13 protein-coding genes, 2 tRNA genes and 3 rRNA genes are annotated in these 22,025 nt (G+C 60.8%); 13 read left to right on the top strand and 5 right to left on the bottom strand.

Translation table 11 applies throughout. The features are described 5' to 3' along the window. Positions 1 to 26 precede the first annotated feature (26 nt). From ACSQ3S_RS32410 to ACSQ3S_RS32380, 7 genes are all read left to right on the top strand, one after another. Positions 27 to 1,555, top strand: a 16S ribosomal RNA gene (locus tag ACSQ3S_RS32410). A 78-nt stretch (positions 1,556 to 1,633) separates the two neighbouring features. Next, positions 1,634 to 1,710 (top strand) — tRNA-Ile (locus ACSQ3S_RS32405). Between the two features lie 24 nt (positions 1,711 to 1,734). Then, positions 1,735 to 1,810, top strand: a tRNA-Ala gene (locus tag ACSQ3S_RS32400). Positions 1,811 to 2,032: 222 nt separating this feature from the next. Next, positions 2,033 to 4,907, top strand: a 23S ribosomal RNA gene (locus ACSQ3S_RS32395). 161 nt (positions 4,908 to 5,068) lie between these two features. Then, positions 5,069 to 5,181: ribosomal RNA gene (gene rrf, locus ACSQ3S_RS32390) — 5S ribosomal RNA — on the top strand. Together the 16S, 23S and 5S rRNA genes with 2 tRNA genes alongside form the textbook arrangement of a ribosomal RNA operon. A gap of 144 nt (positions 5,182 to 5,325) precedes the next feature. Beyond that, complete coding sequence (locus ACSQ3S_RS32385) at positions 5,326 to 6,702, top strand: L,D-transpeptidase Cds6 family protein (protein ID WP_436144954.1); 1,377 nt, start codon at positions 5,326 to 5,328, stop codon at positions 6,700 to 6,702. A 140-nt stretch (positions 6,703 to 6,842) separates the two neighbouring features. Continuing rightward, the gene (locus ACSQ3S_RS32380; RefSeq protein WP_413447488.1) at positions 6,843 to 7,928 is read left to right on the top strand and encodes a L,D-transpeptidase family protein; all 1,086 of its coding nucleotides are present in this window, start codon (positions 6,843 to 6,845) and stop codon (positions 7,926 to 7,928) included. Positions 7,929 to 8,005: 77 nt separating this feature from the next. On the opposite strand, the gene ACSQ3S_RS32375 is transcribed toward ACSQ3S_RS32380, so the two are convergent. Beyond that, the gene (locus ACSQ3S_RS32375) at positions 8,006 to 8,551 is read right to left on the bottom strand and encodes an acyloxyacyl hydrolase (RefSeq protein WP_413447489.1); all 546 of its coding nucleotides are present in this window, start codon (positions 8,549 to 8,551) and stop codon (positions 8,006 to 8,008) included. A gap of 118 nt (positions 8,552 to 8,669) precedes the next feature. On the opposite strand from ACSQ3S_RS32375, the gene ACSQ3S_RS32370 reads away from it, so the two are divergent. Next, positions 8,670 to 9,560: an NAD(P)-dependent oxidoreductase gene (locus ACSQ3S_RS32370; protein WP_436144953.1), complete on the top strand. Its 891-nt coding sequence runs from the start codon at positions 8,670 to 8,672 to the stop codon at positions 9,558 to 9,560. On the opposite strand, the gene ACSQ3S_RS32365 is transcribed toward ACSQ3S_RS32370, so the two are convergent. Further along, positions 9,557 to 10,750: a M20 aminoacylase family protein gene (locus ACSQ3S_RS32365; RefSeq protein ID WP_436144952.1), complete on the bottom strand. Its 1,194-nt coding sequence runs from the start codon at positions 10,748 to 10,750 to the stop codon at positions 9,557 to 9,559. The two genes, ACSQ3S_RS32370 and ACSQ3S_RS32365, sit on opposite strands and share 4 nt — an antisense overlap. A gap of 148 nt (positions 10,751 to 10,898) precedes the next feature. Here ACSQ3S_RS32365 and ACSQ3S_RS32360 point away from each other — a divergent pair, with 148 nt between their 5' ends. The 4 genes from ACSQ3S_RS32360 to ACSQ3S_RS32345 all read left to right on the top strand — a co-directional run bounded on the left by ACSQ3S_RS32360 (position 10,899) and on the right by ACSQ3S_RS32345 (position 17,669). Beyond that, on the top strand, positions 10,899 to 12,977 hold the full coding sequence (locus ACSQ3S_RS32360) for a molybdopterin-containing oxidoreductase family protein (RefSeq protein WP_353404438.1): 2,079 nt from the start codon (positions 10,899 to 10,901) through the stop codon (positions 12,975 to 12,977). A gap of 9 nt (positions 12,978 to 12,986) precedes the next feature. Continuing rightward, positions 12,987 to 14,114, top strand: coding sequence for an aminopeptidase (locus ACSQ3S_RS32355; RefSeq protein ID WP_176655813.1), 1,128 nt, complete (start codon positions 12,987 to 12,989; stop codon positions 14,112 to 14,114). Positions 14,115 to 14,305: 191 nt separating this feature from the next. Further along, positions 14,306 to 15,997, top strand: coding sequence for a long-chain-fatty-acid--CoA ligase (locus tag ACSQ3S_RS32350; protein ID WP_176655812.1), 1,692 nt, complete (start codon positions 14,306 to 14,308; stop codon positions 15,995 to 15,997). Between the two features lies 1 nt (position 15,998). Then, positions 15,999 to 17,669 carry a long-chain fatty acid--CoA ligase gene (locus ACSQ3S_RS32345; protein ID WP_176655811.1) on the top strand — a complete coding sequence of 557 codons (1,671 nt, stop codon included), beginning with the start codon at positions 15,999 to 16,001 and terminating at the stop codon, positions 17,667 to 17,669. Between the two features lie 43 nt (positions 17,670 to 17,712). Here ACSQ3S_RS32345 and ACSQ3S_RS32340 read toward each other — a convergent pair whose 3' ends face one another. Genes ACSQ3S_RS32340 through ACSQ3S_RS32330 form a run of 3 tightly spaced genes read right to left on the bottom strand, consistent with a single transcriptional unit; the run spans position 17,713 to position 20,097 of the window. Next, positions 17,713 to 18,009: a hypothetical protein gene (locus tag ACSQ3S_RS32340; protein WP_176655810.1), complete on the bottom strand. Its 297-nt coding sequence runs from the start codon at positions 18,007 to 18,009 to the stop codon at positions 17,713 to 17,715. Positions 18,010 to 18,062: 53 nt separating this feature from the next. Then, a complete protein-coding gene (locus tag ACSQ3S_RS32335; protein ID WP_436144951.1) occupies positions 18,063 to 19,631 on the bottom strand; it encodes an alkaline phosphatase D family protein in 1,569 nt (522 codons plus the stop codon). A gap of 16 nt (positions 19,632 to 19,647) precedes the next feature. Further along, positions 19,648 to 20,097, bottom strand: a complete 450-nt coding sequence (locus ACSQ3S_RS32330; protein WP_176655807.1) for an acyl-CoA thioesterase — start codon at positions 20,095 to 20,097, stop codon at positions 19,648 to 19,650. 61 nt (positions 20,098 to 20,158) lie between these two features. Between ACSQ3S_RS32330 and ACSQ3S_RS32325 the strand changes: the two genes are divergently transcribed. Next, positions 20,159 to 22,015, top strand: a complete 1,857-nt coding sequence (locus ACSQ3S_RS32325) for an ABCB family ABC transporter ATP-binding protein/permease (RefSeq protein WP_436144950.1) — start codon at positions 20,159 to 20,161, stop codon at positions 22,013 to 22,015. The last annotated feature ends 10 nt before the right edge of the window (positions 22,016 to 22,025 follow it).

Below are 22,025 nucleotides of genomic sequence, written 5' to 3'. Positions count from 1 at the left end.
ATGAAAATGGCAAAGTAACAGAGATTAAACTGAAGAGTTTGATCCTGGCTCAGATTGAACGCTGGCGGCATGCCTTACACATGCAAGTCGAACGGCAGCGCGGGGCAACCTGGCGGCGAGTGGCGAACGGGTGAGTAATATATCGGAACGTACCCTGGAGTGGGGGATAACGTAGCGAAAGTTACGCTAATACCGCATACGATCTAAGGATGAAAGTGGGGGATCGCAAGACCTCATGCTCCTGGAGCGGCCGATATCTGATTAGCTAGTTGGTGGGGTAAAGGCCCACCAAGGCATCGATCAGTAGCTGGTCTGAGAGGACGACCAGCCACACTGGAACTGAGACACGGTCCAGACTCCTACGGGAGGCAGCAGTGGGGAATTTTGGACAATGGGCGCAAGCCTGATCCAGCAATGCCGCGTGAGTGAAGAAGGCCTTCGGGTTGTAAAGCTCTTTTGTCAGGGAAGAAACGGCTGCCTCTAATACAGGTGGCTAATGACGGTACCTGAAGAATAAGCACCGGCTAACTACGTGCCAGCAGCCGCGGTAATACGTAGGGTGCAAGCGTTAATCGGAATTACTGGGCGTAAAGCGTGCGCAGGCGGTTTTGTAAGTCTGTCGTGAAATCCCCGGGCTCAACCTGGGAATGGCGATGGAGACTGCAAGGCTAGAGTTTGGCAGAGGGGGGTAGAATTCCACGTGTAGCAGTGAAATGCGTAGATATGTGGAGGAACACCGATGGCGAAGGCAGCCCCCTGGGTCAAAACTGACGCTCATGCACGAAAGCGTGGGGAGCAAACAGGATTAGATACCCTGGTAGTCCACGCCCTAAACGATGTCTACTAGTTGTCGGGTCTTAATTGACTTGGTAACGCAGCTAACGCGTGAAGTAGACCGCCTGGGGAGTACGGTCGCAAGATTAAAACTCAAAGGAATTGACGGGGACCCGCACAAGCGGTGGATGATGTGGATTAATTCGATGCAACGCGAAAAACCTTACCTACCCTTGACATGGCTGGAATCCTTGAGAGATTGAGGAGTGCTCGAAAGAGAACCAGTACACAGGTGCTGCATGGCTGTCGTCAGCTCGTGTCGTGAGATGTTGGGTTAAGTCCCGCAACGAGCGCAACCCTTGTCATTAGTTGCTACGAAAGGGCACTCTAATGAGACTGCCGGTGACAAACCGGAGGAAGGTGGGGATGACGTCAAGTCCTCATGGCCCTTATGGGTAGGGCTTCACACGTCATACAATGGTACATACAGAGGGCCGCCAACCCGCGAGGGGGAGCTAATCCCAGAAAGTGTATCGTAGTCCGGATTGTAGTCTGCAACTCGACTGCATGAAGTTGGAATCGCTAGTAATCGCGGATCAGCATGTCGCGGTGAATACGTTCCCGGGTCTTGTACACACCGCCCGTCACACCATGGGAGCGGGTTTTACCAGAAGTAGGTAGCTTAACCGCAAGGAGGGCGCTTACCACGGTAGGATTCGTGACTGGGGTGAAGTCGTAACAAGGTAGCCGTATCGGAAGGTGCGGCTGGATCACCTCCTTTCTAGAGTAGCACTGGTCAGCAATGACTACTCATCAAGCGTTCACACTTATCGACTGTCAATATTAAAGAACAGCATTTGGGGCTGTAGCTCAGCTGGTTAGAGCACCGTGTTGATAACGCGGGGGTCGTTGGTTCGAGTCCAACCAGCCCTACCAGTTTCTGCCTTGTAGTAAATCTCAGGGGGATTAGCTCAGCTGGGAGAGCACCTGCTTTGCAAGCAGGGGGTCGTCGGTTCGATCCCGTCATCCTCCACCAAGAGTTCAAATGTAAGGGTAAGCCTTTAGATTTGATCTTTTAGAGATCAAGTGCTGTACGTTCTTTAACAATCTGGAAGAAGTAAGTAAATTTTTATTGATCGTGTTCGCCGACAGGCGGATACGATGGGTAATGATTGTATGTATCAACAAACGCAACAACGTAGTACTTCTTATTTCTATAACCGCTCCTTTGTTTAGTCGCAAGGGGCTAACGTTATAGGGACAAGTGAATAAGTGCACATGGTGGATGCCTTGGCGATTACAGGCGATGAAGGACGTAGTAGCTTGCGATAAGCTGCGGGGAGCTAGCAAACAAGCTTTGATCCGCAGATTTCCGAATGGGGAAACCCACCCTTTATGGGTATTGCATACTGAATACATAGGTATGCAAGGCGAACGCGGCGAACTGAAACATCTAAGTAGCTGCAGGAAAATAAATCAACCGAGATTCCCAAAGTAGTGGCGAGCGAAATGGGAAGAGCCTGCACGTTTTAGCATGACGCATAGAAGAATCCTCTGGAAATAGGAGCCATAGCGGGTGATAGCCCCGTATTCGAAATGCGATGTGTGGAACTAAGCGTGCGACAAGTAGGGCGGGACACGAGAAATCCTGTCTGAATATGGGGGGACCATCCTCCAAGGCTAAATACTCGTAATCGACCGATAGTGAACCAGTACCGTGAGGGAAAGGCGAAAAGAACCCCGGGAGGGGAGTGAAATAGATCCTGAAACCGTGTGCATACAAACAGTAGGAGCGGACTTGTTCCGTGACTGCGTACCTTTTGTATAATGGGTCAGCGACTTACATTCAGTGGCAAGGTTAACCATATAGGGAAGCCGTAGAGAAATCGAGTCCGAACAGGGCGATAGTCGCTGGGTGTAGACCCGAAACCAAGTGATCTACTCATGGCCAGGATGAAGGTGCGGTAACACGCACTGGAGGTCCGAACCCACTAATGTTGAAAAATTAGGGGATGAGCTGTGGGTAGGGGTGAAAGGCTAAACAAACTTGGAAATAGCTGGTTCTCTCCGAAAACTATTTAGGTAGTGCCTCAAGTATCACCATCGGGGGTAGAGCACTGTTATGGCTAGGGGGTCATCGCGACTTACCAAACCATTGCAAACTCCGAATACCGATGAGTGCGAGCTTGGGAGACAGACGTCGGGTGCTAACGTCCGGCGTCAAGAGGGAAACAACCCAGACCGCCAGCTAAGGTCCCAAAGATTGGCTAAGTGGAAAACGAAGTGGGAAGGCTAAAACAGTCAGGATGTTGGCTTAGAAGCAGCCATCATTTAAAGAAAGCGTAATAGCTCACTGATCGAGTCGTCCTGCGCGGAAGATGTAACGGGGCTAAGCCAGTCACCGAAGCTGCGGATATCCAGTAATGGATATGGTAGGAGAGCGTTCTGTAAGCCTGCGAAGGTGTCTTGTAAAGGATGCTGGAGGTATCAGAAGTGCGAATGCTGACATGAGTAGCGATAATGGGGGTGAAAAGCCCCCACGCCGTAAGCCCAAGGTTTCCTGTTCAACGTTCATCGGAGCAGGGTGAGTCGGCCCCTAAGGCGAGGCAGAGATGCGTAGCTGATGGGAAGCAGGTTAATATTCCTGCACCGTCGTATGATGCGATGGGGGGACGGATCGCGGAAGGTTGTCTGCCTGTTGGAATAGGCAGTTTCTGGTTCATAGAAGGCGCTTAGGCAAATCCGGGCGCAGGATTCAAGGGACTGGGACGAGGTGCTTAGGCACTGAAGCAATCGGAAGTGGTTCCAAGAAAAGCCTCTAAGCTTCAGTCATACGAGACCGTACCGCAAACCGACACAGGTGGGCGAGATGAGTATTCTAAGGCGCTTGAGAGAACTCGGGAGAAGGAACTCGGCAAATTGGTACCGTAACTTCGGGAAAAGGTACGCCCTTGTAGCTTGACTGGCTTGCGCCAGAAGGGTGAACGGGTTGCAATAAACTGGTGGCTGCGACTGTTTAATAAAAACACAGCACTCTGCAAACACGAAAGTGGACGTATAGGGTGTGACGCCTGCCCGGTGCTGGAAGATTAAATGATGGGGTGCAAGCTCTTGATTGAAGTCCCAGTAAACGGCGGCCGTAACTATAACGGTCCTAAGGTAGCGAAATTCCTTGTCGGGTAAGTTCCGACCTGCACGAATGGCGTAACGATGGCCACACTGTCTCCTCCCGAGACTCAGCGAAGTTGAAGTGTTTGTGATGATGCAATCTACCCGCGGCTAGACGGAAAGACCCCATGAACCTTTACTGTAGCTTTGCATTGGACTTTGAACCAATCTGTGTAGGATAGGTGGGAGGCTTTGAAGCGGGGACGCCAGTTCCCGTGGAGCCAACCTTGAAATACCACCCTGGTTTGTTTGAGGTTCTAACCTTGGTCCGTTATCCGGATCGGGGACAGTGCATGGTAGGCAGTTTGACTGGGGCGGTCTCCTCCTAAAGTGTAACGGAGGAGTTCGAAGGTACGCTAGGTACGGTCGGACATCGTGCTAATAGTGCAATGGCATAAGCGTGCTTAACTGCGAGACTGACAAGTCGAGCAGGTACGAAAGTAGGACATAGTGATCCGGTGGTTCTGTATGGAAGGGCCATCGCTCAACGGATAAAAGGTACTCTGGGGATAACAGGCTGATTCCTCCCAAGAGTTCATATCGACGGGGGAGTTTGGCACCTCGATGTCGGCTCATCACATCCTGGGGCTGTAGCCGGTCCCAAGGGTATGGCTGTTCGCCATTTAAAGTGGTACGTGAGCTGGGTTTAAAACGTCGTGAGACAGTTTGGTCCCTATCTGCCGTGGGCGTTGGAAATTTGAAGGGGGCTGCTCCTAGTACGAGAGGACCGGAGTGGACAGACCTCTGGTGTACCGGTTGTCACGCCAGTGGCATTGCCGGGTAGCTAAGTCTGGAAGAGATAACCGCTGAAAGCATCTAAGCGGGAAACTTGCCTTAAGATGAGATTTCCCAGAGCCTTGAGCTCTTTGAAGGGTCGTTCGAGACCAGGACGTTGATAGGTCAGGTGTGGAAGTGCAGTAATGCATTAAGCTAACTGATACTAATTGCCCGTACGGCTTGTCCCTATAACCTTGGCAGGTTATGGTGAATGAGAAGTACGTTGGAACGTTCGTTGATACAACTTCATTACCGAAAATTTACTGCATAAACGATATAAATCGTTTATAATACTTCCTCCAGATTCCAGGCGGCGCGGAAAAAGACGCGACGCCAGTACAAGTCAATGCCTGATGACCATAGCAAGTTGGTCCCACCCCTTCCCATCCCGAACAGGACCGTGAAACAACTCTGCGCCGATGATAGTGCTGCAACCAGTGTGAAAGTAGGTTATCGTCAGGCTAGTTATATAAGAAACCCCACCAGGTGATCCTGATGGGGTTTTTTGCTTTTGTGGTTAAAGACGCATTTAAGATACACGCTAGATTTTGATCTAAGGAAACTAAAGGTGTACCATGTGTTCTTTCGCGCTTGCTTCACACTTCAATGAAAAATAAGACAGCCCAATCCACGCTGTATCGTGCCTTGGCTACCGCCGGCATCGTAGCAACCGTCTTCATGCAAGCGCCTGCGCGCGCCGATGAGATGGCCGACGTCAGCAAACTGGCCAAGGCCGGCAAAGTCGTCGAAGCGCTGAACAAGACCAACGAATACCTGAGCAAACATCCAGCCGATCCGCAGATGCGCTTCATGAAGGGCGTGCTGCTGACCGAGCAAAACAAGTCGGACGAGGCCATCGCCATCTTCACCAGGTTGACTGAAGATTACAAGGACCTGCCGGAGCCGTATAACAACCTGGCGGTGTTGTATGCGGCCAACGGCCAGTACGACAAGGCGCGCGTTGCGCTGGAACGGGCGATCCGCACCAATCCGAGCTATATGACCGCCTACGAAAACCTGGGCGACGTGTATGGCAAGATGGCCAGCCAGGCCTACGACAAGGCGCTGGCGCTGGGTTCGAACAATGCGCCGGTCAAGTCCAAGCTGACTTTGCTGCGCAACTTCTCCAGCAGCACCGGCGCCAAGGTTGGCCTGCCGGACGCGACGGCGTCGACGCCCGCGCCGGCCCCTGCCGCGCAAGTGGCGCAGGCGACGCCGCCCCGCACCGCCAGCTCGGCGCCACCGCTGATTTCGCAAATCCCTGCGGACGCCGGCAAGCAGACTACGCAGCAGCGGATCCCGGCATTGTCCGTCACGCCGCCGGCGCCAACGCCAGTGCCTGCGACCAAGGTTGCCGCCGCGCCGACGCCAGCACCTGCTCCGATACCGGCGCCTGTTGCCGCCAAGCCGGCCGCGCCTGTTCCTGCGCCGGTGATCGCCAAGGTCGAACCGCCCAAGCCGGCACCGGTGCCAGCTCCGGTGGTGGCCAAGGCCGAGCCGGTCAAACCTGCTCCGACACCTGTGCCGGCCAAGCCGCTGCCTGCGCCGGTGGTCGCCCAAGTCGAGCCGGCCAAGCCGGCCAAGATCGAGCCGCCCAAACCAGTCAAGCCTGAACCGGAAAAAGCCGCCAAGCCGGACACTGCCGAACGCGACGCGGTGCTGGCCCAAGTGAATGGCTGGGCCAAGGCCTGGGCCTCGCAAAACGTCGATTCCTACCTGGGTTATTACAGCCACGAGTTCGAGCCGCCCAAGGGCTTGTCGCGCAAGGCGTGGGCCGATGAGCGCCGCGCCCGCATCGAAGGCAAGGGCCGCATCCGCGTGGAAGTGGGCGGACCGGAAGTGGTTGTGAATGGCAATACGGCGAAAGTTACCTTCCGCCAGACCTATGAATCGGATCGTTTGACCGCCAAAAGCCGGAAGACGCTCGTGCTGATCAAAAATAGTGGAAAATGGCAGATCAAGCAGGAGTCCTCGGGTAGCTGATGTCACACTTTAGATTTTCGCAACACTGGCGTGCATGGAGTTTGTTGTGCGTAGCCCTTCTGAGCGTATTGGGAGGAGAGGTCAGCTACGCCGCAAAAAAGCCGGTACGGGCTGCTGCCCGTAAAGCCAACCCTGAGGACATGCTCTCTGATATCTACAAAGAGCTGTCCCAGCACAACCTGCGCGTCGCCCAGCAGAAGGCCGATGCGCTGGTCGTTGCCTATCCCAATTTCCGCCTCGGCCACCTGGTGCGCGGCGATATCCTGCTGATGCATACCCGCGCGGTGACCACGATAGGCGCCGCCGCACCGCAAGGAACCGACTCCAAGCTGGCCGACCTGCGGCGCGAGGCCGCGGTGCGCATGCAGGCCGAGCCTGGCCGTCCATCGTCGGCGCTGGTGCCGCGCGCGCTGCTGCAGATGCGCAAGGACCAGAGACACGCGCTGATCGTCGACGCCAAGCACTCGCGCCTGTACCTGTATGAAAACCGCAACGACCAGATCCGGTTGCTGTCGGACTTCTACGTCAGCCAGGGCAAGCTGGGCATTCATAAGCTGAAGGAAGGCGATATGCGCACGCCGGTGGGCGTGTACTACATCATCGGCCATCTGCCGGGAATCAAGCTGCCTGACATGTACGGCAAGGGCGCGTTGCCGCTAGACTATCCGAACGACTGGGACAAGGTGCAGGGCCGCAGCGGTTCCGGCATCTGGGTGCATGGCACGCCGCCGGAAACCTTCAGCCGTCCGCCGCTGTCGACCGACGGCTGCGTGGTGGTCAGCAATGACGATTTGAATACGCTGACCCGGACCGTGGAAATCGGCAAGACGCCGATCCTGATCGGCGATCAGGTCGAGTTCGTCAGCAAGGAGCAGATGGAGCGCGACCTGCTGGTCGCCAGTTCGCTGGTGGAGAGCTGGCGCCGCGATGTCGAGAACCGCGACGACGCCAGCCTACGCGCGCTGTATTCGCCGCGCTTCAAGTCGGCGGCCGACGAGGATGTGAATGCCTGGCTGGACAAGAATCGCTTCCTGCCGGGCGCGAAGAAGATCAGCGTGACGGTCACCGAGCCGAGCTTCTTCCGCCAGCCCAGCCAGGAAGAGGTCATCGTCAGCAGCTTCACGCAGCAGATCGTGGTCGGCAAATATCGCCACGCGGTGCGCAAGAAGCAGTACTGGGCCAAGGAAGGCAAGAACTGGAAGATTGTGGCTGAATCGAACGTGTAAAAAAGCGGGGGGCAGTTCCGGCAATCTGCCACGCGTGGCAGATTGCCGGAACTGCCCCCCGCTTTTTTACACATACATCAGAAGTGGTAGGCCGCTTTGACGACGATGAAGTTCACGCCGGTGTTCGGCTTTTTGTAGCCGCCGTTCGAGAAGTGCTGCACCTTGGCGCCGATTTCCCAGTTGTTGTCGAGCACATAGCCGATGCCGATGTGGTCGCCGAACTGGAAGTGGGTCGACAAGCGATAGGTGTCGTTGTCATACAGCTCGGACAGGCGGTGCACGCCGATGCCGCCTTCGTAGTAAATCCCCTTCTTGTTATCGTTTTCCCAGCGGAAGACCGGGTCCAGGCCGATGTCCCACAGGCTCTTGGAGCGGCCGGAAACGTTCTGGTACTGGTTCTGTTTCCAGAAGCCGGCGGTCAGGTCCCAGTAGCCGCTCAGGTGCGTGCCATTGGACTGGAACCAGCGGGCGCTCCAGTCTTTTTGCACGCTGATGCGGGTCATCTGGACCTTGGCGGCGTTGCCATAGTCGACCGACACGGAATCGATCAGTTTGTCTTCGGCGTAAGCTGCCTGGGCCAGCAGCAGAGCGGCTGCAGCCGCCATCATTTTTTTAGCGAACATAGTATCCTTGCAAGGTTTGTGCTGTATTTCTCACTAATACGGCTGCCGAGATTGTACCGGGGTTCCAAAAATAATTCCGGAGGCGGCCGTTTTGACTATTTCAGGAGTTGGAGTATCTATGCGTATCGCCTTTCTGGGTATCGGCTTGATGGGAGACCCGATGGTACGCCGCTTGCTGGCGGCGGGCTACCCCGTGACGGTCTGGAACCGCACTTTTTCCAAGGCGCAGGCGCTGGCCGGCGCCGGCGCGCAGGCCTCCGCTCAGCTGGACGAGGCGGTGCGCGGCGCCGACATCGTGATCTCGATGCTGGAAGCCGGCCCCATCGTCGCCGGCGTGATGCAGGACGCCTTGCTGTCGCTGGCGCCGCGCGCGCTGTGGATAGACATGAGCTCGACGCGGCAATCGGAGGCGCAGGAATTCCACGCGCTGCTGACGGCGCAGGGCCGGCGTTTTGTCGACGCGCCGGTGTCCGGCGGCGTGGGCGGCGCGGCGGCGGGCACGCTGGCCATCATGGCGGGCGGCAGCGCCGAGGATTTCGCCGAGGCGGAAGCGGTGCTGTCGGCGATGGGCCGGCCTACGCTGGTCGGCCCGGCCGGCAGCGGACAGGTGGCCAAGCTGTGCAACCAGCTGATCGTCGGCGCCACCATCAACATCGTGGCCGAGGCCATGCTGCTGGCGCAGGCGGCCGGCGCCGATCCGGCGGCGATGCGGGCGGCGATACGCGGCGGCTTCGCCGAAAGCAAGATCCTCGACGTGCACGGCCAGCGCATGCTGGAGCGTAATTTCGTCGCCGGCGGGCAGGTGAAGACGCAGCTGAAAGACCAGCGCAACATCCTGGCGGCGGCAGAGGCGGCCGGCATCACCTTGCCGGTGACCCAGCTGGTGACCGAGCGCTACCAGTCGCTGGTGGAGACCGTCCCGCAGGCCGACCACTCGGCGGCGCTGCTGGGACTGGAGGCCTTGAATCCGGGGCAGCGCGTCGGCACCGCCCCCGATAAATTGGCTTAGGCCATCGGCAAGCTCTGTTCGGCCAGGCGCACCCAGAAGCTGGCGCCGATCGGCAGCAGGTGGTCGTTGAAGTCGTAGCTGCCGTTGTGCAGCACGCACGGACCGAGGCCGTGGCCCCCGTCGCGGTGGTCGCCCTCGCCGTTGCCGATGAAGACGTAGCAGCCCGGCTTGGCCTGCAGGAAGAAGGCGAAATCCTCCGCGCCCATGGTCGGCTCGACGTTGTCGTCGACATTGTCCGCGCCGACCACCGATTTCATCACCTCGACCGCGAACTTCGTTTCGGCGGCGTGGTTGACCAGCGGCGGGTAATTGCGGCGGAACGTGAAATCGACTTCGGCGCCGAACGCGGCCGCCGTGTGTCTGGCGATCTCCCCCATGCGTTGCTCGATCATGTCCAGCACCGGCTGGGTGAAGGTGCGCACCGTGCCGACCAGCTCGGCCTCGTCGGGGATCACGTTGGTGGCGCTGCCGGCATGGATTTGCGTGATCGACAGCACGGCCGTGTCCAGCGGGCTCTTCTGGCGGCTGATGATGGTCTGCCAGCTTTGCGCGATCTGCACCGCCACCATCACAGGATCGATGCCCTTGTGCGGCTGGGCCGCGTGCGCGCCCTTGCCTTTGACGGTGACGTAGAACTCGTTGCTGGAGGCCATCATCGGTCCCTCGACCACGCTCATGGTGCCGACCGGCGCGCCCGGCCAGTTGTGCATGCCGTAGATCGCATCCATCGGGCATTGCTCGAACAGGCCGTCCTCGATCATGCGCCGCGCGCCCGCGCCGCCTTCTTCCGCCGGCTGGAAAATGAGATACACCGTGCCGTCGAAATTGCGGTGCTCGGCCAGGTGCCTGGCGGCGCCCAGCAGCATCGCGGTGTGGCCGTCGTGGCCGCAGGCGTGCATCTTGCCGGGATGGCGCGAGGCATGGGCGAAGGTGTTCACCTCCTGCATCGGCAGCGCGTCCATGTCGGCGCGCAGGCCGATGGCGCGCGTGGAGCTGCCGTTCTTGATGATGCCGACCACGCCCGTCAGGCCCAGGCCGCGAATGACGGGGATGCCCCATTCGCTCAGCTTGTCGGCCACCACGTCCGAGGTGCGTTTTTCTTCGTAGCACAGCTCTGGATGGGCGTGCAGGTCACGCCGGATTTGCTGGATTTCCGATTGAAATGCAATGATGGGTTCAACTAATTTCATCTGCTTCTCCAATGTAGGGTTCGCCTGCCTTTTGAGCAGCGAGAACAGCCATTGTAGCCCTTGTCAGCCAAACAAATCCAGAGCGGACGGAATGGTCGCCTAATCGTTTACCATACTGCTTTCAGTGTACGCTTTTTGGACTTTTGACATGACAACGACACAAGTTCGCGCGGTCTGCCCGCACGATTGTCCCGATACCTGCGCCCTGCTGGTGACCGTGGAGGACGGCGTCGCCACCGCCGTCAAGGGCGACCCTGATCATCCGACCACCGCCGGCGTGCTGTGCACCAAGGTGGCGCGCTATACCGAGCGCACCTATCACGAGGACCGTTTGCTGTACCCGCTGCGCCGCGTCGGCAAAAAGGGCGAGGGCAAGTTCGAGCGCATCAGCTGGGACGAGGCGCTGCAGGCCATCGCAGCGCGGCTCAAGCCGCTGGCCGAGCGCGCGCCGCAAGCGATCCTGCCGTACAGCTATTGCGGCACGATGGGGCTGCTGCAGGGCGAATCGATGTCTTCACGTTTCTTCCACAAGATCGGCGCCTCGCTGCTGGACCGCACCATCTGCGCGACGGCCGGCTTTACCGGCTACAAGTACACCATCGGCGGCTCGGTCGGCATCGACATGGAGCAGTTCCAGCATGCCAAGCTGATCCTGATCTGGGGCGGCAATCCGATCGCCTCCAACCTGCATTTCTGGACCCGCGCGCAAGAGGCCAAGCGCAACGGCGCCAAGCTGATCGCCATCGACCCCTACCGCTCGCTGACGGCGGAGAAGTGTCACCAGCACATCGCGCTGCTGCCTGGCACCGACGCCGCGCTGGCGCTGGGCATGATGCATGTGCTGATCGCCGAGGACCTGCTCGACCACGACTACATCGCCAATTACACGCTGGGCTTCGAGCAGCTGAAGGCGCGCGCGGCGGAATGGACGCCGGAACGCACCGCCGACACCTGCGGCATCACGGTGGCGGAAGTGGTCGACCTGGCGCGCCTGTACGGCAGCATGGCCAGGGCCGGCGAGCCGGTGGCGATCCGCACCAACTACGGCGTGCAACGGGTGCGCGGCGGCGGCATGTCGGTGCGTAACATGGCCTGCCTGCCGGCGCTGGTGGGCGCGTGGCGCCATCCGGCCGGCGGCATCCAGCTGTCGTCCAGCGGCTCGTTCCCGACCAACAAGGCGGCGCTGCAGCGGCCGGACCTGCTGACGCAGCTGCCGCGCACCATCAACATGACCACCATCGGCGACGACTTGCTGCGCCCATCCTCGCCGGAGTTCGGCCCGCAGGTGGAGGCGGTGATCGTCTACAACGCCAACCCGCTGGCGATCGCGCCGGATTCGTCGAAGGTGATGGCCGGCTTCGCGCGCGAGGATCTGTTCACCGTGGTGCTGGAGCACTTCCAGACCGACACCGTGGACTATGCCGACATCGTGCTGCCCGCCACCACGCAGCTGGAGCACGTCGACGCGCACACCTCCTACGGTCACCTGTACATGATGGCCAACAACGCCGCCATCGCGCCGATGGGCGAGGCCAAGGCCAACACCGAAATCTTCCGCCTGCTGGCGGCGGCGATGGGCTACGACGATCCCTGCTTCAAGGACAGCGACGACGAACTGGCGGCCATCGCCTTCAACGCGCAGGACGCGCGCGCCATCCACTTCGACTGGGAATCGCTGAAGCGCAAAGGCTGGCAAAAACTCAACATGCCGGAGGCGCCGTTCGCGCGGGGCGGCTTCCCTACGCCGTCCGGCAGGTGCGAGTTTTATTCGGCCGCGATGGAGGCCGACGGACTCGATCCGTTGCCCACGTATTTGCCGCCGTACGAATCGGTGGCGAGCAACCCGGAACTGGCAAAACGCTATCCACTGGCGATGATTTCTCCGCCCGCCCGCAACTTCCTCAACTCCACCTTCGTCAACGTCAAGAGCCTACGTTCGGCGGAGGGCGAGCCGCACCTGGACATCCATCCTGACGACAGCGCTTCGCGCGGCATCGTCGACGGCGACATGGTGCGCATCTTCAATGACCGCGGCACCTTCATCGCCAAGGCGCGCGTGACGGACAAGGCCCGCGCCGGTCTTGTTGTCGGCTTGTCAGTGTGGTGGAAAAAGCTCGGGCGGGATGGTAAAAACGCCAATGAGGTTACCAGCCAACAGTTAACCGATATGGGCCGCGCACCAACTTTTTACGATACACTGGTACAAGTCGAAAGAGTCGCTGCTTGAAGGTAATGTATGCGCAATTTAGCCCGCCGGATCGTCCGCGCCAGGTACTGGTTGGCGGCGGCATGTGCAGCACTTCTGCTGGCGGGTTGCGCGCAACTGAAGTACTACATGCAGGCCGCGCAAGGCCAGTACGCATTGTGGTCGGACGCCCGTCCGATTGACGACTGGCTGGGCGATCCGTCCACCGATCCCCAGCTCAAGGCCCGCCTGGAAAAAGCCCTGTTGATACGCAAGTTCGCGGTCCGGGAACTGGGCCTGCCCGACAACGCCAGCTACAAGAACTACGCGGCGCTGTCGCGGCCCTTCGTGCTGTGGAACGTGGTGGCGACGCCGGAACTGTCGCTGCGGCCGATCCAGTGGTGCTTCCCTATCGCCGGCTGCGTCAGCTACCGCGGCTACTACAGCAAGGAGGACGCGATGGCCTATGCCGACGAATTGCGCAAGGAGGGCAACGACGTCCAGGTGGGCGGCGTGCCCGCGTATTCCACGCTGGGCTGGTTCAGCGACCCGCTGCTGTCGACCTTCATCAACTATTCGGACGCCGAACTGGCGCGCATGGTGTTCCACGAACTGGCGCACCAGGTGGTGTACGTGCAGGGCGATTCGCAATTCAACGAAGGCTTCGCCACGGCGGTGGAGGAGGCCGGCGTGGCGCGCTGGCTGGAGCTGTACGGCACCGATCCAATGCGCGAGGCCTATACGCGCTACAACGCCCGCCGCCAGGATTTCCTGGCTCTGCTGGTCGCCCACCGCAAGATGCTGGCCGACCTGTACGCCGGCAAAACCAGCACCCGCCACAAGCGCGCGGAAAAGCTGCGCATCTTCGCCCATCTGAAAACCGACTACCAGAAGCTCAAGGACAGCTGGGGCGGTTATGCCGGCTACGACCGCTGGTTTGCCGAGCCGCTGACCAACGCCCACCTCAGCGCGGTGGGAACTTACCACGATTATTTGCCCGCCTTTCGCACGTTGTTAAAGCAAGAACGAACGTTCGTGCGATTTTATGCTGCGGTGCAAAATTTAGCATCTCTTGATCTAGTTCAACGCCAGCAGCAGTTGCAACAACTGGGCCGCCCGGTAATGCTCAATGCAGAGACCAGCAAGGAGCCGGCGGCCGCCCCGGAAGGCACACATTGATGTTGCGACGCAACATAAAAAGCCGTTAGAAGCCGCATTCAAATATGGTTAAATGCGCTTGCGTCCGAGCTTGCTGCCCGATAGCATCGTAACAAGTAAGCTCCGGTAACTCGCGCAGACGACACCCCCGACGCTGAACCGGCACTGTGCGCCGGACCATACAACGATAATATTGAGACACGAGGCACAGGATGGAAAAAATCTGGTTGAAGTCGTACCCTCCCGGCATGCTGACCGACATCGATCCCGGCCAATACGGTTCGCTGGTGCAGCTGCTGGAAGAGTCGTTCCACAAGTTCGCGGACCGCAACGCCTACGTCTGCATGGACAAGTTCCTCACCTATGCCGAAGTGGACGCCTACTCCAAGCGCCTGGGCGCCTGGCTGCAAAGCCGCGGCATGAAAAAGGGCGCGCGGGTCGCCATCATGATGCCGAACGTGCTGCAGTATCCGATCGCGATCGCCGCGATCCTGCGCGCCGGCTACACGGTGGTCAACATCAACCCGCTGTACACGCCGCGCGAGCTGGAGCACCAGCTCAACGATTCGGGCAGCGAAGCCATCCTCATCCTGGAAAATTTTGCCACCACGCTGGAACAGGTGCTGGGGCGCACGCAGGTCAAGCACATCGTCGTGGCCAGCATGGGCGAGATGCTCGGCGGCCTGAAGGGCATGCTGGTCAATTTCGTGGTGCGCAGCGTCAAGAAGATGGTGCCGCCGTTCTCGCTGCCGAACGCGGTGCGCTTCAAGGATGCGCTGTCGCAGGGCGGCGCGATGAAGCTGACGCCGGTGGCGCTGCAGCCCACCGATCCGGCCTTCCTGCAGTACACCGGCGGCACCACCGGCGTGTCCAAGGGCGCGACGCTGACGCACCGCAACGTGGTCGCCAACCTGCTGCAAAGCGAGGCCTGGTCGGCGCCGGCGCTGGGCGGCGTGACCGAACAGACCACCATCGTGTGCGCGCTGCCGCTGTACCACATCTTCGCGCTGACCTGCTGCGCGATGTGGGGCACCCGCGTGGGCGCGCTCAACATCCTGATTCCGAACCCGCGCGACATCGGCGGCTTCATCAAGGAACTGGCCAAGTACAAGTTCAACATGCTGCCGGCGGTGAACACGCTGTACAACGCGCTGCTGAACCATCCGCAATTCGGCAACCTGGATTTCTCGGGGCTGAAGATCTGCAACGGCGGCGGCATGGCCGTGCAGCAGTCGGTCAACGACAAGTGGCTGAAGGTCACGGGCGTGTCCATCATCGAAGGCTACGGCTTGTCCGAGACGTCGCCGGTGGCCACCTGCAACCGCGCCGACAGCACCGCCTTCAGCGGCACCATCGGCTTGCCGGTGCCGTCGACCGATATCGCCATACTCGATGATGACGGCAACGAGGTGGCGCTGGGCCAGCCGGGCGAGATCGCTATCCGCGGTCCGCAGGTGATGGCCGGCTACTGGAACCGCCCGGACGAAACCGCCAAGGTCATGACGGCCGACGGCTATTTCAAATCGGGCGACGTGGGCGTGATGGACGAGCGCGGCTACGTGAAGATCGTCGACCGCAAGAAGGACATGATCCTGGTGTCGGGCTTCAACGTTTATCCGAACGAGCTGGAGGGCGTGATCGCAGCCCACCCCGGCGTGCTGGAATGCGCCTGCATCGGCGTGCCGGACGAGCATTCGGGCGAGGCGGTCAAGGTGTTCGTCGTGCGCAAGGATCCGAACCTGACCACCGAGCAGTTGATGGCCTATTGCAAAGAACAATTTACCGGCTATAAGAAGCCGAAATATATCGAGTTCCGCGAGGAGCTACCCAAAACCAATGTCGGGAAAATCCTGCGGCGCATGCTGCGCGATGAACCACCCGGCCAGAACCAGAAAGCTGCATAAGATGGAAAAGATTTGGCTGAAGTCCTACCCCGAAGGCGTCCCCGCGGAAATCGACAGCACGCAGTACCGCTCGGTGACCCACCTGCTGGAGGAATCCTTCCGCAAGTATGCCGACCGCAACGCCTACGTCTGCATGGACAAGTTCCTGACCTACGGCGAGCTGGACAAGCTGTCGCTGCAGATGGGCGCCTGGCTGCAAAGCAAGGGCCTGCAGCCGGGCGCGCGCGTGGCGATCATGCTGCCCAACGTGCTGCAATATCCGGTGGCGATGGCGGCCATCCTGCGCGCCGGCTACACGGTGGTCAACGTCAATCCGCTGTACACGCCGCGCGAGCTGCAGCACCAGCTGGTCGACTCGGGATCGGAAGCGATCATCGTGCTGGAAAACTTTGCCACCACGGTGCAGCAGGTGGTCGCGCATACCCAGGTCAAGCATGTGATCGTCGCCACCATGGGCGACATGCTGGGCGGGCTGAAGGGCATGCTGGTCAACCTGGTGGTGCGCAAGGTCAAGAAGATGGTGCCGGCGTTTTCGCTGCCGGGTTCGGTGTCTTTCAAGCAGGTGCTGGCCGAAGGCGCGCGCCTGACGCTGCAGCCGGTCAAGCAGGGCCATGACGACATCGCCTTCCTGCAATACACCGGCGGCACCACCGGCGTGTCGAAAGGCGCCGTGCTGCTGCACCGTAACATCATCGCCAACGTGCTGCAGAACGAAGCGTGGCTGCAGTTCAAGCAGCAGAAGGAGCAGCTGGTGTTCGTGTGCGCGCTGCCGCTGTACCACATCTATTCGCTGACCATCAGCGCCTTCATGGGCATGCGCATGGGCGGGCTGAACCTGCTGGTGCCGAATCCGCGCGACATCCCGGGCTTCGTCAAGGAACTGGCCAAGTACCGCGTCGCCGTGTTCCCGGCGGTGAACACGCTGTACAACGCGCTGCTCAATAATCCCGAGTTCGCCAAGCTGGACTTCTCGTCCTACTCGGTCTGCAACGGCGGTGGCATGGCCGTGCAGCAGGCGGTGGCGGACCGCTGGCTGAAGCTGACCGGCACGCCGATCATCGAAGGCTACGGCATGTCGGAAACGTCGCCGGTGGCCACCGCCAACCGCGTCGACATCAAGGAATTCACCGGCACCATCGGCCTGCCGATTCCGTCGACCGAAGTGTGCATCCTGGACGACGACGGCAACGTGCTGCCGCTGGGTTCGACCGGCGAGATCGCCATCCGCGGCCCGCAGGTGATGGCCGGCTACTGGAACCGTCCGGACGAGACCGCCAAATCGATGACGGGCGACGGCTTCTTCAAGACCGGCGACGTCGGCATCATGAACGAGCAGGGCTTCACCCGCATCGTCGACCGCAAGAAGGACATGATCATCGTGTCCGGCTTCAACGTGTATCCGAACGAAGTGGAGGGCGTGGTGGCGTCGCACCCGGGCGTGCTGGAAGTGGCGTGCATCGGCGTGCCGGACAAGAATTCCGGCGAGGCCGTCAAGCTGTTCGTGGTGCGCAAGGATCCGAACCTGACCGCCGAGCAGATATTGGAGTTCTGCAAGCACGAGCTGACCGCGTATAAAAAGCCGAAGTACATCGAATTCCGCGACGAGCTGCCGAAGACCAACGTCGGCAAGATCCTGCGCCGCCAGCTGCGCGACGAAAAAGTCGCCGCGTAAGGCAAAAAAAATCGCCTGCTGAGCCAGGCGATTTTTTTTTAGCTCAATGGTGGTCTGATCGCGGCCCTTTCTTGATGCAAGCGAGCCGCTTTTCTCTCATGGCGGCGGCCAGTCGCTGGCGCACCTCATGATCGTGATCGATGTAGCCTTCGACGTTGGCCTTGCGGGCGCATTCGGCCCAGTGCTGGTCGTCGACATCCTGCAGCCGTTCGAATTCGGCTAGCGACAGCACGACCACAGCGTCGTGGTCGGCTTTTTCTACGACTATCGTTTGCGTCAGAGCCTGGTGCAGATAGCTATCGAGCTCCCGCGCAATTTCACTCTCTGTGACTTTCAACATGAAGCACCTCCATACAGGGTGGTCTAGCCAGTATAGGCAATGAGCGCGTCAATTCAAGCGCGGACCAGTCCGGGATGGCCGTCGCGCACCAGGAAGCTGGCGGCGGTGCCGATCGGGCTGGCGGGATCGTGCACGTCGTCCAGCGCGAGGAACAGCGTGGTGGTGTCGGACGGCGTGATATTGAGCAGCATGAAGCCGCGCTTGTCGCTGCGGCCGTATTTGATGGCGTGGTTCATCGATACAAACTGCTCGGTACGGGCCTGCGGGCGCGACGGCGAGGTGACCGAGGTGCCGACGAATTCCGTGGCGATGACCGGGTTGGCGGCCGAGCGCGGACGCGCCGGATTTCGGTTGAGCTCGGCAGCGAAGAAGCTGTGGACGTCGCCACCCAGCACCAGCGGATTGCGCGCGCCGCTGGCGTGCAGCGCGTCGAACAGGCGCTGGCGCGCCATCGGATAGCCGTCCCAGCCGTCGGTCCAGAAGCGGCCGTCCGATTCCTTGACGATGGGAACCTGGCTGTTTTGCGCCATCAGCGTTTGCTGGGCCAGGATGTTCCAGCGCGCCGGCGACGACTTCAGGCCCTGCTCCAGCCAGTCTTGCTGGGCGGCGCCGAGCATGGTGCGCGCGGGATCGGCCAGCGCCGGGCAATCGCGCCTGAGCACGGAGCTGGAACCGCCGCGCCCGGCCGGCGTGCAGGCGTGGTGGGCGCGGTACTGGCGGTCGTCCAGCACGTGGATGCGCGCCAGGCGGCCCCAGTCGTAGCGCTGGTACATGCGCAGGTGCGCGAAGCCGGCCGGCGCCACGCGCAGCGGCATGTGTTCGTAGAAGGCCTGGTAGGCCGCGGCGCGGCGGTTGAGAAAGTCCGGCGCCAGCCGCTCGTCGCGGTCGCTGCCGTAGTCGTTGGCCACCTCGTGGTCGTCCCAGGTGACGATCCACGGCGCGGCCAGGTGCGCGGCCTGCAGGTCGCGGTCGGTCTTGTACTGGGCGTAGCGGGCGCGGTAATCGGCCAGCGTGAAGCTCTCAGCGGTCCGTAGCGCGCTTTGCGGATGCTTCAGCTGGTATGGCCCCCACTCGTAGATGTAATCGCCCAGGAAGGCCACCAGGTCGGGCGCGGCGGCGGCGATGTGGCGGTGCGCCGCGTAGCTGCCGAACTCCCAGTGCTGGCACGAGGCCACGGCCAGTTTCAGCTGGTCCGGCATGGCGCCGGCGGCGGGCGCGGTGCGGGTGCGGCCGACCGGGCTGACGGCCTCGCCCAGCATGAAGCGGTGCCAGTACCAGCGGGCCGGCGCCAGGCCGGTGACGTCGACGTGGACGCTGTGCGCCAGCCCGGGCACGGCGCTGGCCGTGCCTTTGGCGACGATGCGGCTGAAGCGCTCGTCCTCGGAGACTTCCCAGCGCACGCTGAAGGCCACCGGCGGCGTGGCGGCGGCGTTCAGCGGATCGTGCAGGATGCGGGTCCAGAGGATGACGGCGTCCGGCAGTGGCGAGCCGGAAGCGACGCCGAGGCTGAAGGGATAGGCGCCGGAGTTGGAGCTGGCGCTGGTCGGCACCGGCACGGCGGCCAGCGCCAGTGCGGAAAGGCGGCCGGCGGCGAGGAGGAGGGCGCGGCGCTGCTGGTCCATGCGTCGCCGCGGCGGATCAGGCGTTGATCAGTGTTTCGATAGGCGGTACCTTGCGCGGCTTGCGGTCCGAATCGGTGGCGACGTAGGTCAGCGTGGCCTCGGTCACCTTGACGGTGCAGGCCTGCAGGCGGTTGCGCTCCGCGTACACTTCCACGTTGACGGTGATGGACGTATTGCCAACCTTGACGATATCAGCATAAAACGACAGCAGGTCGCCGACGAACACGGGATTCTTGAACACGAAGGAATTCACCGAAATGGTCGCCACGCGGCCGTTGGCGCGGCGGGTGGCCGGCAGCGAGCCGGCGATGTCGACCTGGGCCATGATCCAGCCGCCGAACACGTCGCCGTAGACATTGGCGTCGGACGGCGCCGGCATCATGCGCAATTCCGGCATTTTGCCCGGCGGCAGGCCGCGATTGACGGTTTCGACATTGGTGGACGGGGGATTTTGGGACGCGGTCATCGTGAATTCTCTTGAAGGGCTACAATTACCGGGATTGAACCATAAAAAGCCGACATCCGCCATGCGCCGTTACCCGAATACCCCGCCAGACACCTCCAGTAAAGCAGCCCCGGCCGCCGAGCGCAGCGACATGGCCACGCTGAAAACCCTCTTTCCCTACCTGTGGGTCTACAAATGGCGCGTGCTGCTGGCGCTGGGCTGCCTGATCGGCGCCAAGCTGGCCAACGTCGGCGTGCCGGTGGTGATGAAACGCCTGATCGACAGCCTGAGCGTCTCGCCCTCTCATCCGCAGGCGCTGCTGGTGCTGCCGCTCGGCGCGCTGGTGGCCTACGGCGTGCTGCGCGTATCGACCACGCTGTTCACCGAACTGCGCGAATTCCTGTTCGCCCGCGTCACGCAGCGCGCGGTGCGCACCATCGCGCTGCAGGTGTTCCGCCATCTGCATTCGCTGTCGCTGCGCTTCCACCTGAACCGCCAGACCGGCGGCATGACGCGCGATATCGAGCGCGGCACGCGCGCCGTCGGCTCGCTCATTTCGTACACGCTGTTCAACATCCTGCCGACCCTGGTGGAGATCACGCTGGTGCTGGGCTACCTCGTCACGCACTACGACATCTGGTTCTCGGTGATCACCTTCGTCGCGCTGGTGACCTATATTTCGTTCACCATCTTCGTCACCGACTGGCGCACGCACTTCCGCCGCACGATGAACGAGCTGGATTCGAAGGCCAACACCAAGGCCATCGATTCGCTGATCAACTACGAAACGGTCAAGTACTTCGGCAACGAGGACTATGAAGCGAAGCGCTACGACGAAGGCCTGCAGCGCTACGAATCGGCGGCCGTCAAGTCGCAGACCTCGCTGTCGCTGCTGAACACCGGGCAGTCGCTGATCATCGCCACCGCCGTCACGCTGATCCTGTGGCGCGCCACGCAAGGCGTCATCGACGGCAAGATGACGCTGGGCGACCTGGTGCTGGTGAACTCCTTCATGATCCAGCTGTACATTCCGCTCAACTTCCTCGGTGTGATCTACCGCGAGATCAAGCAAAGCCTGGCGGACATGGAGAAGCTGTTCTCGCTGCTGGACCAGAACCGCGAAGTGGCCGACTCGCCGGACGCGCAGCCGCTGGTCACGCACGGCGCGCAAGTGCGCTTCAACCATGTGGACTTCAGCTACGAATCGAAGCGCCAGATCCTGTTCGACGTCGACTTCACCATCGCGCCGGGTACGACGACGGCGGTGGTGGGCCACAGCGGCTCGGGCAAGTCGACCTTGTCGCGACTGCTGTTCCGCTTCTACGAGGTGAACGCCGGCGGCATCACCATCGACGGCCAGGACCTGCGCTCGATCACGCAGGACACGCTGCGCCACGCCATCGGCATCGTGCCGCAGGATACGGTGCTGTTCAACGACACCATCGAATACAACATCGCCTACGGCCAGCCCGGCGCGACGAAGGAGCAGATCGTGGCGGCGGCGCGCGCGGCGTCGATCCACGACTTCATCGACAGCCTGCCGGACGGCTACGCGACCATGGTCGGCGAGCGCGGTCTCAAACTCTCCGGCGGCGAGAAGCAACGCGTGGCGATCGCCCGCACGCTGCTGAAGAATCCCGCCATCCTGATTTTCGACGAAGCCACGTCGGCGCTGGACTCCAAGGCCGAGCAGGCGATCCAGGCGCAGCTGAAGGAAATCGCCAGGAGCCGCACGACGATGGTGATCGCGCACCGCCTGTCGACGGTGGCGGACGCGCAGCAGATCCTGGTGCTGGACCACGGCCGCATCGTCGAGCGCGGCACGCACCAGTCGCTGCTGGCGGCCGATGGCTTGTATGCGCAGATGTGGCAACGGCAGCAGGCCAAGGCCGATGAAGAATTGGCGTCGTCCCCCGACGACGTCGTTGACGCAGTCTAAATAAGGAAAC

It is taken from the genome of Duganella sp. LjRoot269 (assembly GCF_964254095.1).
GTDB lineage: Bacteria > Pseudomonadota > Gammaproteobacteria > Burkholderiales > Burkholderiaceae_D > Rugamonas > Rugamonas hordei.
The sequence above is the reverse complement of the archived record's forward strand: the minus strand, read 5'-3'. Positions and strand labels throughout refer to the sequence as shown.